The organism is Sulfurimonas autotrophica DSM 16294, from assembly GCF_000147355.1.
GTDB classification, from domain to species: Bacteria; Campylobacterota; Campylobacteria; order Campylobacterales; family Sulfurimonadaceae; genus Sulfurimonas; species Sulfurimonas autotrophica.
In genome coordinates this window covers 2031260-2045725 of sequence record NC_014506.1, presented here as the reverse complement: position 1 = coordinate 2045725, position 14466 = coordinate 2031260, and the positions used below count along the sequence as shown (strand labels likewise).

Here is a 14466-nt window from a genome sequence, read left to right as displayed (position 1 = left end):
TTGTTACAATAGCCCTATGAAAATATTATTACTTGAAGATGATACGGCACTGGCAAATATTTTGGTTGATTTTTTGGAAGATGAATATGAAGTTGTGCAAACTTACAGCATGAAAAAAGCACTACAGCTCTCAGAAAATGAACGATTTGACCTTTATATTTTTGATATTAATGTTCCCGATGGTAATGGCATCTCACTTTTGCGGGAACTTCGGGATTTTAATGATGAGACGCCGACTATTTTCATTACTGCTTTTCATGATAGCAAATATCTTAAATCCGCTTTTGAATCAGGTGCAAATGACTTTATAAAAAAGCCTTTTGATTTAGAAGAACTGGCACAGAGAATAGAAAATATAAAAAGGCATTTTGGACTTGAGAGTTTAGTGAAGTTGAGTGAGGGCATCACATTTGACACAAAGACACATACACTCAAAACTGTCGATAAAACAATTAAACTGACACATAAAGAGAGTGATTGCCTGCACTATTTGTATAAAAATCGGCATCGCGTGGTAAGCTCTGAGGAGCTGCTGCAAAACTTTTGGGAATATGATGAGATGCCGAGTGATGATGCTATTCGTACTATCGTGAAAAATTTGAGAAAGCATATCGGCAAAGAGCATATTGTAAATATTCGCGGCGAAGGGTATAAATTTGAATGAGTTGGAAAAAAAGTCTTTTTACTCTTTTGTAACGCTCTATCTTGTTTCCTCCTTTTTATTTGTGCTTTTATCCGGTTATTGGTATTACAGTGCGCAAAAAAACTCGTTAGAAAGTACAATATATTATAAGCTCAACCATATTGCCGATAAACTCTCAGGACTTATCATCAATGCTCAAATGAAAGGTAAAATACTCCATCTTCCAAATGAAAAAGGTTTTGAATACAGTTTGATTTCCGCAAATGAAGCCGCACATTTTAAAGCAGGCTATTATGAAAAAGAAGGCTATAAAGTTTTGATTTCAGATGCACCGCAGGAGCATTTAAATATTAAATATGTTGTTGTAAAAACAGATGAATATTTTCAGAAGCTCTCAGAATTGAAAAAGCAAGTACTTCTGGTTATGGGAATCAGTTTCGTTTTTATTGTCATAATTTCTATTATACTTGCCAAACTTTTTATGAAGCCTGTGCATCAGAGAATGGAGCAGATTGAGAGTTTTATTCAAGATGTTTCGCATGAACTCAATACACCGATAACCGCTTTGAAAATGAGTGCAAGCCGGGCAATAAAAAAAGCGGTGTATGATAAAAAAATACTTACCAATATTTCCATAAGTACAAAGCAGCTTGAGAGTATCTATAAATCACTGACCTTTTTAAATTTTAAGCAAAAACAGCAAGAAGCTGAGACTGTGAACCTGAAAAATATTTTGCAGCAGACAATCGGCTACTACCGTGAGCTTACTGATGCCAAACATATAAAGATACAAACAGAGCTTGAAGATGTCAACCTTGAGATAGTCCCATCAAGGGCTGAACTGCTCTTTTCCAATCTTATTTCTAATGCCATCAAATATTCTATGCCGGACACTACTATAACTATAAAACTAGATAAAAATTCTTTTACTATAAAGGATGAGGGTGTAGGAATAGAGGAGAGAAAACTTGATGAGATTTTTGAGATGTATAAACGAGAATCAGAAATAGCAGGCGGATTTGGTATAGGTTTAAGTATAGTGAAGCAAATTTGTGATGAATATCATATAAAAATCACAGTAGATTCCCAAGTTGGAAAAGGAACATATTTCAGTTTAAAAAAAGAGGATTAAAGTTCCTCTCTTTTATCAAGTTGTCGTTTTGAGTAAATTTCAAAGAGTATCGGAATAATAACTAAAGATAAAACAGCCGAACTTACAACACCGCCAAGCATAGGTGCAGCAATGCGCTGCATTACTTCACTTCCGACTCCATGAGTGTACATAATAGGTGCAAGACCTGCCAAAATGGCAAATACAGTCATTAGTTTTGGACGGACTCTTTGCACTGCTCCCTCATATATGGCAGCATTGAGGTCGTTTACATCAAAGGCATCCCCTCTCATTTGTTTAAACTCATCTACACTCTCCTGCAGGTAAATAATCATGACAATGGCAGTCTCGGCGGCCACTCCAAGCAGTGCTAGAAAACCTACGATAACGGCAATACTCATAGCAAAGTTAAGTATGTCAATGTATATAAGTCCTCCAAGAAGTGCAAATGGCAGGGTAAAAAAGACGATGAGAGTCGGTACGGGCTTTTTCAGTGCCATATATATAAGTAAAAAGATTGCAACAAGTACGGCAGGAACTATCCAAACAATGCGTTTCATCGCCGAGTCAAGATACTCTGACTGTCCTGCCCACTGTGTGTAATATCCGGGCGCAAGTTTTATCTCATCTAAAAATTTCTGCGCTCCTTTTTTATACTCTGTTGCACTTATACCCTCTTTTGGTGTGATGTAAATGAAAGTTACGGGTGCTGCCATCTCACTTTTGATGACAGAAGCACTTTGTCTGTAGGCTACTTTTGCAAGCGAGCCAAGAGGTACAAAACCGAGTTTTGTTTTCACCTGTATATTTCTGATAGACTCAAGGCTTCTTCTCTGGCTTCCTTCAAGACGCAGGCTGATAGGGTAGCGTTCCAGCCCTTTATACATAGTGGAGACTTTCATTCCTCCGACAGCCAGAGCGGTATACTCTAAGAGGGTGTCTTTACTCATTTCGTAACGCGCAAGTTTTTCTTCATCGGGAATAATATCTATATAATACCCTGCACTTGCCTGATCTGCAAAGACGGAGAGTGTTTTGTCATAGGCTCTAAGTTTTTCTTCTATCTGTTTTCCGAATTTTTGCAGCCCTTTTGCATCTGTACCGTAAAGTTTGATGCCGATAGGCGTTCGTATACCACTGAGCAGCATATCGATACGGCCGCGAATAGGATAGGTCCATGAATTTGTAAGCCCCGGAACCTGTAGAGCGGCTTCCATATCTTCTCTTAGTTTGTCATAAGTCATGCCCTTCGGCCACTCTGATTTTGGCTTGAGTGTGATAATAGTCTCTAACATACCAAGCGGTGCAGGGTCGGTTGCCGTACCTGCTCGTCCGGCTTTACCGAAAACATTTTGTACTTCTGGAAATGATTTTATGATTTTGTCTGTCTTTTGCAAGAGCTGTTTTGCCTGGTCTATACTGATGCCGTAAGGCGTGACGGGCATATACATAAAAGTCTGCTCATTTAACATTGGCATAAATTCCCATTTGAGACTTTTATAAAGCGGGTACATGTAACCGAGAGAAAGTAAAACCAAAACAATGACGAGGTATTTTACTTTGAGTCCGTAAACAATAATGGGACGATAGAGCCAGATAAAAAATCTGTTAAGCGGATTTTTACTCTCAGGCAGGATTCTACCTTTGACAAAAAATATCATAAGTGCAGGGACAAGCGTGATACTCAGCAGTGCTCCGGCAGCCATGGCAAAGGTTTTAGTAAAGGCAAGCGGGGTAAAAAGCAGTCCTTCTTGTCCGCTGAGTGCAAAAATAGGTAAAAATGAAACTACGATGAGCGCAAGAGCGAAAAAGATAGGACGTCCGACAAGCTGAGAAGACTTGAGTATAACGGCAATGCGCTCTTTGTCGCTCGGCATTCTTCCCTCTTTGTGCTCAAACTTGTGCAGCATTTTGTGGGCATTTTCTATCATAACGATGGATGCATCCACCATGGCACCGATGGCAATGGCAATACCGCCGAGACTCATAATGTTTGAGCCTATGCCAAAGAGTTTCATCAGTAAAAAGGTAAAGCCGACCGTTAAAGGCAGAACAATGATAACGATGAGTGAAGAGCGAAAGTGCATCAGAAAAAGTCCGATGATGATAACAACAATAACACTCTCTTCAATGAGCGTATCTTTTAAAGTATCTACCGCTTTGTCTATAAGCCCTGAACGGTCATAAACAGTGACAACATCAACACCGTCAACTTTAAGCTCTTTCATTTTCTTTTGTACACGTTGTATCATGGTGTAAACATCTTCGCCATAGCGTGCCATAACGATACCGCCGACCACTTCTCCCTCACCGTTAAGGTCAGCCAGACCTCGGCGCGGTGCAGGGGTGAGTTCTACTCTTGCAATATCGCCTAGTTTGACAGGTGTGCCTGCTTTTGTAGTGACAACAAGCCCTCTTATGTCATCAAGGTTTTTGATGTAGCCTTTTGCCTGTACCATCCATTCATACCCGTTTTTAATGACGATGCGTCCACCGGTATCGTTATTGTTTTTCTTTAAAACTTTGGCGATGTCTTGGATGCTGAGGTTATAACGGACAAGATTGTCATTGTTCACGGTTACTTGGAAAGTTGGTACAAATCCGCCAATGCTCGCTACTTCACTGACACCGTCTACACTCATAAGTGCATATCGGTAATAGTAGTCTTGTAGTGTACGAAGCTCGGCAAGATTTTTTGTTTTTGATTTGAGTGCGTATTCATACACCCAGCCCACGCCGCTGGCATCAGGACCGAGTGCGACGTTCATATTTGCAGGAAGCTGTGACTGTATGGAAGCAAGCTGTTCAAGTACACGGCTACGCGCCCAGTAAAGGTCGGTTCCTTCTTTAAAAATGATGTAAATCAATCCGTTCTCATAAGTAGAATACCCGCGAACCGTATCAATGTTGGCAATAGCCAAAAACTGTGCCACAAGCGGATACGTTCCTTGAGACTCTACAATCTCGGGAGACTGTCCCGCCCAGTTAATCTGTACAATAACCTGAGGAGGAGACAAGTCAGGCAGTGCATCAAGTGGTGTGTTCTTTATACTCCAAATAGAGGCAGCAACCAAGACCAAAGAGGCTAAAAGGATAATAAATTTGTTTTTGATACTAAAGGCAATGAGTTTTTCTATCATAATTTTCCCGTTTTTTTAGTTTGGAAAAATTATAGCGGGGTTGTGTGTAGGGTTTGTGGTGGAGGGGTAACGGCTGTCGTGAGCGATAGTTTTTCCGCTAGGGTAAACTATTGGTCTCCTCGTACTTGTTATCTTTTTATACGAGTTGAATTTTGAGTTCTTTACCCATAATATGAGCAAATGCTTGAAGTGTTGAGAGTCTAATATCTTGTGCATGGTTTTCTATACGAGAAATAGCAGACTTTTTAGTGTGCATCGCTTCAGCTATATCTGACTGTGTTAAACCTGTCTCTTTTCTAGCAAGTTTTAACATTTCTCCAATTTTAAACTCTTGATAACCTTCTTCAAAATTCTCTGAAAATTCATTATCAATACTTTTTCTTTTTACAATATATTTTTTCAAATCACTCATGGTTCTCTCCTCTTGAAAGATATTCAGTTTTTCTTTGTTGTGCTAAATTGATTTCAGATTTAGGAACTTTTTGATTTTTTTTCTTAAAGCCATTTGTTAAGACAACAAATGTGCCTTTGTCTTCAAAACCTAAAAGTCTAAAATTGTTTTTACCAATTTGAGCTCTTACTTCTATAATCCCATCACAATTGCTAAGTTGTTTGTAAAACTTAGTTGAAACAGTTTCCATTTCTTCAATTAAACTCAACACCCAAGTAAGCTTTTGAGCTTCTTTTGATGATAATGAGTCAAGAAAATCTTCAATAGGACTTTTTCCTGATGGTAATTTATTCGCTCCTATGATTTGTTATATTTTATTGAGGAATACCCATAACGTTTCTTTTAAAAATCGTTTTATACAATATAGCACCCTTGAATGTTGAGTTTGTTAAATTATTATCTTCAAATATCGCTGAACCCAATGCTGAATCATTAAAATTACAGTTATCAATTTTTGCTTGTGAAAAGTTGCCTTTCCAGATTCTTGCTTCTGTGAAATCTACATTATGCAATATTGTATTGACAAATGAAGCACCTTTTATGTTGGATCTTACAAATAGTGCGTTACTCAAATCTGAATTGGAAAAATTAGCCTTGTGTGCAAGTGTGTCCGTGAGATTGGCATGTGATAAATTGGCATCATTTAAATCTGACATACTTAAGTCCATACTGCTCAGATTGGCATAACTCAAATCACACATAGGGCAATCACCATCTTCTTTAAGTTGCTTAACATCATTGAGATCAAAGGCAAATAGTAGGTTTGAGCAGAGGATTATTGATAATATAATATTTTTCATTTTACAGACTTAAGTTTTTCTAAAAAGATATTCGCTTTACTGCCACCAATAATTTTGTCTTTCTCACTCGCATTGTCATCCAAAAAGAAAAAAACTGGAATACCAGGATACTCAAAACCCTTAGGTAATGTATCTTTTTGAATATCAAGTGATAAAACAATAAAATGTTTTTCTATATAGGTACTCACTTGTTTATCTTTAAATACAATCTCTTTCATGTAATTACACTCAGGACACCATACTGCAGAATACATCATCATCACTGCTTTATTCTGTTCTTTTGCTTTTTTCAGTGCTTTATCAAAATTATGCTCAAATTGGAGTTCGTTGGCAAACAATATCAATACAGATGTTAAAAGTAATATTAAAATTTTCATATTTTTGCCTTATTTTTTAGATTATAACATTTTACTTATCTGGTTCGATAAGCCGCATGACACTCCACACAAGATTGTGTTACTGGAATAAGTGCCTCATAGGCTGATTCTAAATTCCCTTTTTTTGCAACCTCTGCAAAATGAGTTGCAGCACTATGCATATTATACCCTGCTTGTTTCATTCCTTTAGGCATATATTTGGCTAAATTACCTGTATCATGTGAATGACGTGCCTTGAGTCCAAGGCGTTTTTCTGCAATATCTGCTGCTTCGTCTAATTCATCAAAAGCCAGGCTCTCCAATATCCCATTGAGTGCAGCCATGTGATCACGCATATTTGACAGCTGCTTCAATTGAAGCTTTGGAGGAAATTTGACATATTGTCTTGTTTCTTCTTCTGCATTGGCAGTGCCGTTTGCAAAAATGCAAAGTATTAAAATGAGTATCATCTTTTCCATCATATTTTTCCTTATTTTATAAAGCTTGCTATATGTCAAGTTCTTACTATATTGTACTATTCTAAAAACTATATTTTGAAAGACATCTGGTAAAATCTTAAATATTTCAGGCTTTGTTTGAAAGCAACTTTGAACTACCTCAAAAGGTATTTTAACTTTTTTCTTAAATAGTCATATTCAAATTTCAAAATATAACGTTCGTCGTGAGCAATAGTTTTCCGCTTGTGGTAAACTATTGCGCTCCTCGTACTTGTTATAAACCATTCTAGTAAAAGTTCTTTTGGTTGGCAGCAAGTATACCTAAGGAAGTATTCCATTCTACTAATAACATAGTGGTATCTAATAATTCGTAATCTTGTTTTTCAGGATATAAATACGTAGCATACATCTTAGATATAGTAAAAATAGTTTGAGACATGTCTTTAGTAGAAAAATCTGTTTGATTATGTATATTTGAAAAGTCATCAAGACTTTTTATAAAGCTTTTCCAAGTTTCTTGAAAGTTGTAGTCTTTATATTCATATTCAGTAAGTATTAATTGTAATATTTCATAATGTTTTGTTTCCTCAATCTCATTTAACTCTAAATGATCACTGTTTTTTACAAATTGATTTGCTAAAACATTATTTATTTTTTCTGTATCGTCATAATTAAACATTTCCTGAAAATTTCTTGACAACTCATCAACTGCATACAATACTAAGTCTTTATATTCGTCATAAGTTGTAATCTTTGAAAGTTCATTATGAACCATCTTTGATGAGAACATATGTGTAACTTCTTTATTATCAACGTCTTTGAAATCAATAGAAAAAGTAGATGGATATAATTTTTTCTCTATAAGAAAATCTAAAGTAGAGTTATCAATGCCCATGAATGATATTGCATGCTCATTTATTGTTTTTTCAGAATCTTGTTCTTTTGCAAGTTTTACTTTTTCGATTATAACTTTGTTTTTTAAAACACCTTGTACTTTATAAGGCTTTTTAAAAAGTGATTTTAAAAATGAAATTTTACAATCATGAAATGTACCACAATCTAAACAAATTAACAATGTGTGAATTAATCCATTGTTATCTTTATACTATTGTTTTACAAGAAAATCAGTATTCTCTTTTAAATTACTGATAGTACCAATATTTCCATTGTGATTACAATTAGAACATTTGAATTTCACATATTATCCTTTTTGGTTTATAACGACTGTCGTGAGCGATAATTTTCCCGCTAGGGTAAATTATTGGTCTCCTCGTACTTGTTATACTTTTTGTAAAATTGGTACCATTTTAGTAAACTCATACTGATTTAAAATATGCATATTTTTTTTTGATAAATTTAATCCATACTCCGGCTTACTTTGTTTTCCTTCATAATCTCTATCTACAAATAATTCGTTTGGTGTTTTCCATTCTGTGGATGGAATAATATATATTTTTGGTGCTTGATGTTCATCTAATATTGCTAACACTAAATATAAATCTGATGAAAGTTTAAATTTGTCTTTTTGCATAAAAACATAACCACTCTTTCGTATAGACTTAACTTGTATTGTTAAAAAACTATTATTTTCAAATCTAGTTACAAAATCTATTCCTCTGTCATCAACTTCAGTTGAATAAACTTGAAAACCATACATCGTAAATTCCATTTTTACAAAATATTCACTAAATGCACCAACTTGTTGTTTATTTAAACTTTTCCAATTATATCGCAAAGTGATTCCTCTGTATTTTGTAGTATAACTCTTTATTAATTACTATTTTAGCATAAACAGCTTCATATCTAATAATTATTGAACATAGAAAATGTTAGTTTATTTTAGAATATATTATATTTACAACATATATTTAATGATTATTTTAAATTTGAGTAAGTATTCTTAAAAATTGAATGTGTTTTTATTGTATTTAAGGCAAATACTTAAATAAAGTGTTCGTTGATTTAGTAATTATTCCATTAAAAACACACTTTGTTACTTAAACAATGTGCTTGCTTAAATGATAAACCAAACAACTGCTATATGTATTTTCAAGCTGGAGTTAGGGAACAAGAACGCAAACGCAGCTAGAAAGATAATAAATATATCTTTTAATTAAGTAGTTTTTTCATTTCTTTATCAAAGTCACTCTCTATTTTTTGTATTTTATTAAATTCTTCATACTCAGTAGAAGCTTTGTCTTTTGCTAAAGTATGAGAAATTTTACCTTTTCCATCAAGGATTTTAAACTCATTGAATTCCAAAAATTTGTTTACAGAGTCACTTACGTTTTCCATACTTAGCTCTTGTCTGTTTTCTATGAGCCTTTCTATGTAGTCAAAATAAGAGCCTATGGTTCTTTCAAGTTTTTTAATCTCATCCTCTGTCAAATAATTTTTTGCTATAAATGTATCTGATTTGAGGATTCTTCCATTAGGAGAGTTTTTCCATGAGGTTAAACCCATATTTGGCTTTTTCATATCTGCATTTTCATAGATTATTTCAGCAGCTGTTTTGCCGGTAATAGCAAAGTGAAATTTGTTTTGTATGGTGGCATAAAAATCTTTTGTTATTTGTGAGTTTTTGTCATAGTCAAAACTGCACTCTGCAAAGATATCTGTGATTTGCTGGTAGATACGCCTTTCACTCGCTCGAATTGACCGAACGCGTTCAAGTAACTCTTTAAAGTAGTCTTTACCAAAGTATTGGCCATTTTTGAGTCTGTCATCATTCATGGCAAAACCTTTAATGATGTAATCTTTTAAGACCTTGGTAGCCCAGATACGAAACTGTGTTGCTTGAGATGAATTGACTCTATAACCTACCGATAAAATTGCATCGAGGTTATAGTATTTTGTCCGATACTTTTTACCATCTTCGGCAGTATGTTCCAAAATGGAACTAACTGCATCTTCTTCCAGTTCTGCACTTTCAAATATATTTTTGAGATGTTTTGTAATAGCCGGTCTTTGCACGCCAAAAAGTTCTGCCATTCTTTTTTGAGGAAGCCATACACTTTCATCGTGCATAAAAATTTCTATTTTTACATCACTTGATGGCGTTGTGTAAAGTAAAAATTCGGTGAGTTCATCTTGAAGTGTTAGTTTTTTCATTTTTTATTATCTTATGACTTATATTTAGAATTTGTTGTTGCTATTATAACTATTTATTGTTTGTCTAATAAATTTTATGTCTAAATGTCATTTATTCTTCTCTCATTCAATTTTCAAACATCCTTACAAGCATTTTAGAAATTTCCTGTGCTGTTTTTTTGTCAACATCGCCGAGTTTTTTTACTAGTCTTGTTTTGTCAACAGTTCGGATCTGGTCGAGTAAAACTAGTCCTTCTTTTTTTTCAAACTTGATTTTTGGACGAAATACAAAATCAAAACCTTTGGACGTCATGGGTACTACTATGACAGTCTTTAAAACATTCATTTCATTTGGTGAGATGACTATGCAGGGTCTTGTTTTTTGAATTTCAGAACCGACTGTCGGGTTGAGCCTGACGAGGTGAATTTCGTATTGTTTTATGTCTGCTACCATTGCCAGTCTTCTAAATCACTGTCATTTAACAAGTCTTCTAAAACTCCATCGTCTTGCATACCTTTATGTTTAGATATAACTTCTTCAATGTTTTTTTCCCATCCCTCTCTGCCTGTGTTGTTTACAGGCTTTATAAGTAAGCCATTTTCTAAAACTTGAAGTTCAAGTTCGACATTTTCGAGGTGTGCCTGTTGTATTAAAGGCTTGGGAATCCTAATACCTTGGGAGTTTCCAATTTTTGTGAGTGTTGTCATTATTAACTCCTTTATGTAATTATAATGTTATTACATTTAAAAGTCAATTTTTGATGTTAACACCCCTTTAACCAAACTTCCTATAAAATAGTCTTATGCAAAACAACACAAAAAAATCTACTTATTCCTGGGCATTGTATGATTGGGCAAATTCGGCGTATGCAACTACGGTTATGGCGGGGTTTTTTCCTATTTTTTTCAAGTCCTATTATAGTGTGGGTGTAGATGCGACGGTAAGTACGGCAGAGCTTGGCTTTGCCAACTCTCTATCAAGTTTTGTGGTTGTGCTTATTGCTCCTTTGCTTGGGGCTGTTGCCGATGCGGGTTCGTTGAAGAAGCGTTTTTTATTCCTTTTTGCATTTCTAGGCATCTTGATGAGTGCTTCGCTTTCTCTTGTTGAACAGGGAAATTGGCAGATGGCGGCGTTTATTTACACTCTGGGAAACATTGGTTTTATGGGTTCAAATATTTTTTATGACGGGTTGCTCCCCTCTGTGAGTGATGATAAAAATGTCGATTATGTCTCAGGTCTCGGATTTGCTCTTGGGTATCTCGGCGGCGGACTTTTATTTGCCTTGAATGTTTTTATGGTGCAGGAGCCCTCGTTTTTTGGCTTTGCGGACAAGGCTTTGGCTATCAAAGCCTCTTTTATCAGTGTAGCTGTGTGGTGGGCGCTTTTTTCGCTTCCTCTTTTGTTATTTGTAGAAGAAAAAAAAGCAGATAAAAATACAAATAACATTTTATTGGTAGAAGGGTATTTGCGGCTTAAAAAAACATTTCAAAGAGTGACAAGTCTTAAAGGACTTTTTCTCTTTTTAGTGGCATACTGGCTTTATATTGACGGGGTCGACACCATCATTCGTATGGCAGTTGATTATGGAATGGCACTTGGATTTGACAGTAAAAACCTTATTATGGCACTGCTTATTGTGCAGTTTGTCGGTTTTCCTGCCACGCTTATTGTTGCAAAACTTGCCGATATTTGGAATACAAAAAAAGTCATCTATCTTTGCATCAGTGTTTATATTTTTATTATTATTTTTGCTTCAATGATGCAGGATGTGTATGAATTTTACATACTTGCTTTGCTTATTTCCCTGGTTCAAGGCGGTATTCAGGCGTTGAGCCGTTCTTATTATGCAAAAATGATACCGCAGCAATATGCGGCAGAATTTTTCGGTTTTTATGATCTGCTTGGAAAATTTGCGGTTATTTTAGGACCTCTTTTAGTCGGTGTTGTTGCACTTTTTAGCCATAATTCACGACTTGCTATCGCTTCGGTTTCTATTCTTTTTATTCTCGGTGCACTGCTGCTCTTTTTTGTAGATGAAGAAAAAGTATCTAAAGAAGTACGCGAAGCACTGGAGTAGTTAAGAATCTCAAAAAAACTCTTTTTTTGTAGCCTTAGGGGGTTGTAGGGACTCTAGTCCCTGCCATTATAATGGGCTTTGCTTATTATAGTGTGCAATAAGAAGCTAGTAGAGTCCGTTTATCTGTGCATCACTGTCCATCATAAAGAGTGCATTGTTGACTACTTCATCACCTGCATTAAGACCGCTTGTTATGATGTAGGTTTTATTGTCCAGTGGTTTTGCATCTACTTCTATCGGTTCATATTCTCCCTCAAACTCTCCGACAACAAATACATAATATTTGCCGTCTTTTAAAATAACTGCACTTTGAGGCAGGGTCAGATACTCTTTTGGTCTGTCTTTGGAGATGACATCAGCATACATACCGGGAAAAAGTGTGTTGTCTCTGTTTTTCAGCGTAAGTCTGAGCGTAAGTGTTGCCTCTTTAGGATTCAAATTAGGGTAGAGAAACTTAGAGTGTGTTTCATATGTTTTGTCAGTCGTTTTAAAGCTGACACGAAAATCATCCGCATATTTAAGCCATTTTACATCATCTTCAAATACCTGTACTTCCACCCAGACATCATCAAGGTTCACAATTTCAAAAAGGTTTGCCTTTGCATTGAATGCGGAACTTTCATTAATGTTTTTGATAAAAATATAACCGCTTTTGGGTGCATAAATAGTCGTATTTGGCGACATTTTTTTCTCTTTTATAAGTTTTGAAATTTCATTGGGGGCAACCTCAAGTAAAGAGAGTTTAAGTTTTGCACTTTTAAGCATGCCTTTATTTGGTCTGTTTTTTGTATATTTGTATGAGTTGACATAATCCTCTTTTGCTTTATAAACCTCAGGAGAGTAAACAACTGCCAAAGGCTCGCCTTTTTTTACATATGTATAAATTTTATCGGCATACAGCTTTTCAACAAACCCTCCGAAACGGGGGCTGACATCATATACTCTTGCCTCATTTGCTTTCACAAAACCGTAGTTCTTTTTGCTGTGGCTTGTTTTAATCTTTTGTACCTTTACGGTTTGTACTGAAAAAAGCTGTTCTACTGATGCTTCTTTGGCTAAAACCAGTAATGGTAAAAAAAGTAGTATAAATTTTAAATTTTTCACTTCATCTCTCCTTTGAGTTGTGCTATTTTGGCTTTTGCCAGATTGTAATTTGTTACTGCTTTAATGCTCTTTTGCTCCAAATCAAGTTTGTCAAATAAAACATCAATGTATTTAAATAAATCGGCACCGATAGAAATGGAAGAGCCTGAAAGCTCAAACATATGTGCTACCTGAGGCAGAGCATCATCTTGAATAATATGATAAATATCATATGAAGAGAGCATTTGCGCATAGTAAGATTCAAGTTCGGCATTGACAGATATCTGTGTATCTGCTTTTTGGCTTGCTGCAGATAAAACCATAGCACGTGCCTCTTCTTCTTTGTAATCCTCTGTACCGTATATTGGCAGACTCAAACCGACGCCAACCGTAAAATAGTTGTCAAAGTTTTCTCTCATTGCATACCCTGCAATGAGATTGATGTCTGGGTAATTATTTAAATCCGCCATTTTTAATTTTGCATTTTGTTTGAGCACTTCTTTATCTTTTATCTTGATATCGGGATTTTCACTCAAAGATCTTTGAAGATTTGAGAGGTTTGGTTTTTCTCTCATTTGTAAATCTATGTCTAAATGCTTGACTTTAAATGCAGCCAGGTAGGAGAGTTGTGCATAAGCAGAGTTGATTTTTTCTTGAAGTACACTTTTTTGAATACGAAGATCTGAGAGAGAAAGTTCTGCTTTCATAATGCCGATGTGCTGATTTTCATCTATGCTTGTGTATGATTCGTAGAGGTCAATGTTTTGTTTTGTAAGTGTTATATACTCATTTATGATTTTGTAAAGTTCGTTCAGTTTCCAAATGGTGTAGGCTTCACTCTTTATTTTCTCGACAAGTTTTGTTTTGGCGGCAGAGAGCTTTTCATCCAGCAGAGCATCTTCGGCAAGTGCAATCTTTTTGTTTGTGTCGCGTTTGTTGTAAAAAGGAATTTTTTGCTTAAAACTTACAACAGATTTGCTCATTGCCTGTGATGAGTCCAATGTGTTTTTGGTTATGAGCAGCTCAGGATTTGCAAATTGGTTAGAAACTGCTATGTTGTATTTGTTCGCTTGGATTCTTTCACTGATAGATTCCAGTGAAGGATTTTTTGACAAAGAAGTATCAATAATTCTTTCTAAACTTATTGCCCAGGCACTGCTGTAAAGCAAAAGTATAGCAAATATCACTCTTTTCATAAAGCATCCCTTTTGTTTTTTTTTGATTTTGCAAAGTATAGCAGTCTAGTGTGTAGTGTT

16 protein-coding genes are annotated in these 14466 nt (G+C 35.4%); 3 read left to right on the top strand and 13 right to left on the bottom strand.

Annotation, left to right across the window (positions count from 1 at the left end; genetic code table 11):
• Positions 1–16 precede the first annotated feature (16 nt).
• Together SAUT_RS10435 and SAUT_RS10430 are read left to right on the top strand one after the other, a co-directional pair.
• Positions 17–664: a response regulator transcription factor gene (locus SAUT_RS10435; RefSeq protein ID WP_013327855.1), complete on the top strand. Its 648-nt coding sequence runs from the start codon at positions 17–19 to the stop codon at positions 662–664.
• A complete protein-coding gene (locus SAUT_RS10430) occupies positions 657–1775 on the top strand; it encodes a sensor histidine kinase (RefSeq protein WP_013327854.1) in 1119 nt (372 codons plus the stop codon). Before SAUT_RS10435 ends, SAUT_RS10430 begins: the two co-directional genes overlap by 8 nt.
• Here SAUT_RS10430 and SAUT_RS10425 read toward each other — a convergent pair.
• The 11 genes from SAUT_RS10425 to SAUT_RS10375 form a co-directional block, all read right to left on the bottom strand.
• A complete protein-coding gene (locus SAUT_RS10425; RefSeq protein ID WP_013327853.1) occupies positions 1772–4894 on the bottom strand; it encodes an efflux RND transporter permease subunit in 3123 nt (1040 codons plus the stop codon). The genes SAUT_RS10430 and SAUT_RS10425 overlap by 4 nt on opposite strands.
• Positions 4895–5030: 136 nt before the next feature.
• A complete protein-coding gene (locus tag SAUT_RS10420; RefSeq protein WP_013327852.1) occupies positions 5031–5306 on the bottom strand; it encodes a helix-turn-helix domain-containing protein in 276 nt (91 codons plus the stop codon).
• On the bottom strand, positions 5299–5610 hold the full coding sequence (locus SAUT_RS10415; RefSeq protein ID WP_223175441.1) for a type II toxin-antitoxin system RelE/ParE family toxin: 312 nt from the start codon (positions 5608–5610) through the stop codon (positions 5299–5301). Before SAUT_RS10415 ends, SAUT_RS10420 begins: the two co-directional genes overlap by 8 nt.
• A gap of 49 nt (positions 5611–5659) precedes the next feature.
• A complete protein-coding gene (locus SAUT_RS10410; protein ID WP_245534106.1) occupies positions 5660–6046 on the bottom strand; it encodes a pentapeptide repeat-containing protein in 387 nt (128 codons plus the stop codon).
• A 95-nt stretch (positions 6047–6141) separates the two neighbouring features.
• Entirely contained in the window at positions 6142–6522 is a 381-nt protein-coding gene (locus SAUT_RS10405) for a thioredoxin family protein (RefSeq protein WP_013327849.1), read from the bottom strand.
• Positions 6523–6557: 35 nt separating this feature from the next.
• The gene (locus SAUT_RS10400; RefSeq protein ID WP_013327848.1) at positions 6558–6983 is read right to left on the bottom strand and encodes a cytochrome c; all 426 of its coding nucleotides are present in this window, start codon (positions 6981–6983) and stop codon (positions 6558–6560) included.
• 262 nt (positions 6984–7245) lie between these two features.
• Positions 7246–8034: a hypothetical protein gene (locus SAUT_RS10395; RefSeq protein ID WP_013327847.1), complete on the bottom strand. Its 789-nt coding sequence runs from the start codon at positions 8032–8034 to the stop codon at positions 7246–7248.
• A gap of 204 nt (positions 8035–8238) precedes the next feature.
• Positions 8239–8694 (bottom strand): hypothetical protein, encoded by a 456-nt coding sequence (locus tag SAUT_RS10390; protein WP_013327846.1) that lies wholly within the window; start codon positions 8692–8694, stop codon positions 8239–8241.
• A 374-nt stretch (positions 8695–9068) separates the two neighbouring features.
• Positions 9069–10070 (bottom strand): virulence RhuM family protein, encoded by a 1002-nt coding sequence (locus SAUT_RS10385; protein ID WP_013327845.1) that lies wholly within the window; start codon positions 10068–10070, stop codon positions 9069–9071.
• 106 nt (positions 10071–10176) lie between these two features.
• A complete protein-coding gene (locus tag SAUT_RS10380) occupies positions 10177–10503 on the bottom strand; it encodes a type II toxin-antitoxin system PemK/MazF family toxin (protein ID WP_013327844.1) in 327 nt (108 codons plus the stop codon).
• Positions 10497–10757, bottom strand: coding sequence for an AbrB/MazE/SpoVT family DNA-binding domain-containing protein (locus tag SAUT_RS10375; protein WP_013327843.1), 261 nt, complete (start codon positions 10755–10757; stop codon positions 10497–10499). The genes SAUT_RS10380 and SAUT_RS10375 overlap by 7 nt, the downstream gene beginning before the upstream one ends.
• 95 nt (positions 10758–10852) lie before the next feature.
• On the opposite strand from SAUT_RS10375, the gene SAUT_RS10370 reads away from it, so the two are divergent.
• Entirely contained in the window at positions 10853–12127 is a 1275-nt protein-coding gene (locus SAUT_RS10370) for an MFS transporter (protein ID WP_013327842.1), read from the top strand.
• Positions 12128–12232: 105 nt separating this feature from the next.
• Here SAUT_RS10370 and SAUT_RS10365 read toward each other — a convergent pair whose 3' ends face one another.
• Both SAUT_RS10365 and SAUT_RS10360 read right to left on the bottom strand, forming a co-directional pair.
• Positions 12233–13231: a permuted SH3 domain-containing protein gene (locus SAUT_RS10365; protein WP_013327841.1), complete on the bottom strand. Its 999-nt coding sequence runs from the start codon at positions 13229–13231 to the stop codon at positions 12233–12235.
• Positions 13228–14406, bottom strand: coding sequence for a TolC family protein (locus tag SAUT_RS10360; protein ID WP_013327840.1), 1179 nt, complete (start codon positions 14404–14406; stop codon positions 13228–13230). Before SAUT_RS10360 ends, SAUT_RS10365 begins: the two co-directional genes overlap by 4 nt.
• Between the last annotated feature and the right edge of the window lie 60 nt (positions 14407–14466).

Excerpts from the sequence above, each read along its gene's own strand:
- SAUT_RS10370 (WP_013327842.1), top strand. The coding sequence starts at position 10,853 with ATGCAAAACAACACAAAAAAATCTACTTATTCCTGGGCATTGTATGAT.
- SAUT_RS10410 (WP_245534106.1), bottom strand. The coding sequence starts at position 6,046 with ATGTGTGATTTGAGTTATGCCAATCTGAGCAGTATGGACTTAAGTATG.
- SAUT_RS10360 (WP_013327840.1), bottom strand. The coding sequence starts at position 14,406 with ATGAAAAGAGTGATATTTGCTATACTTTTGCTTTACAGCAGTGCCTGG.
- SAUT_RS10435 (WP_013327855.1), top strand. The coding sequence starts at position 17 with ATGAAAATATTATTACTTGAAGATGATACGGCACTGGCAAATATTTTG.
- SAUT_RS10400 (WP_013327848.1), bottom strand. The coding sequence starts at position 6,983 with ATGATGGAAAAGATGATACTCATTTTAATACTTTGCATTTTTGCAAAC.
- SAUT_RS10385 (WP_013327845.1), bottom strand. The coding sequence starts at position 10,070 with ATGAAAAAACTAACACTTCAAGATGAACTCACCGAATTTTTACTTTAC.
- SAUT_RS10380 (WP_013327844.1), bottom strand. The coding sequence starts at position 10,503 with ATGGTAGCAGACATAAAACAATACGAAATTCACCTCGTCAGGCTCAAC.
- SAUT_RS10425 (WP_013327853.1), bottom strand. The coding sequence starts at position 4,894 with ATGATAGAAAAACTCATTGCCTTTAGTATCAAAAACAAATTTATTATC.
- SAUT_RS10405 (WP_013327849.1), bottom strand. The coding sequence starts at position 6,522 with ATGAAAATTTTAATATTACTTTTAACATCTGTATTGATATTGTTTGCC.
- SAUT_RS10375 (WP_013327843.1), bottom strand. The coding sequence starts at position 10,757 with ATGACAACACTCACAAAAATTGGAAACTCCCAAGGTATTAGGATTCCC.
- SAUT_RS10420 (WP_013327852.1), bottom strand. The coding sequence starts at position 5,306 with ATGAGTGATTTGAAAAAATATATTGTAAAAAGAAAAAGTATTGATAAT.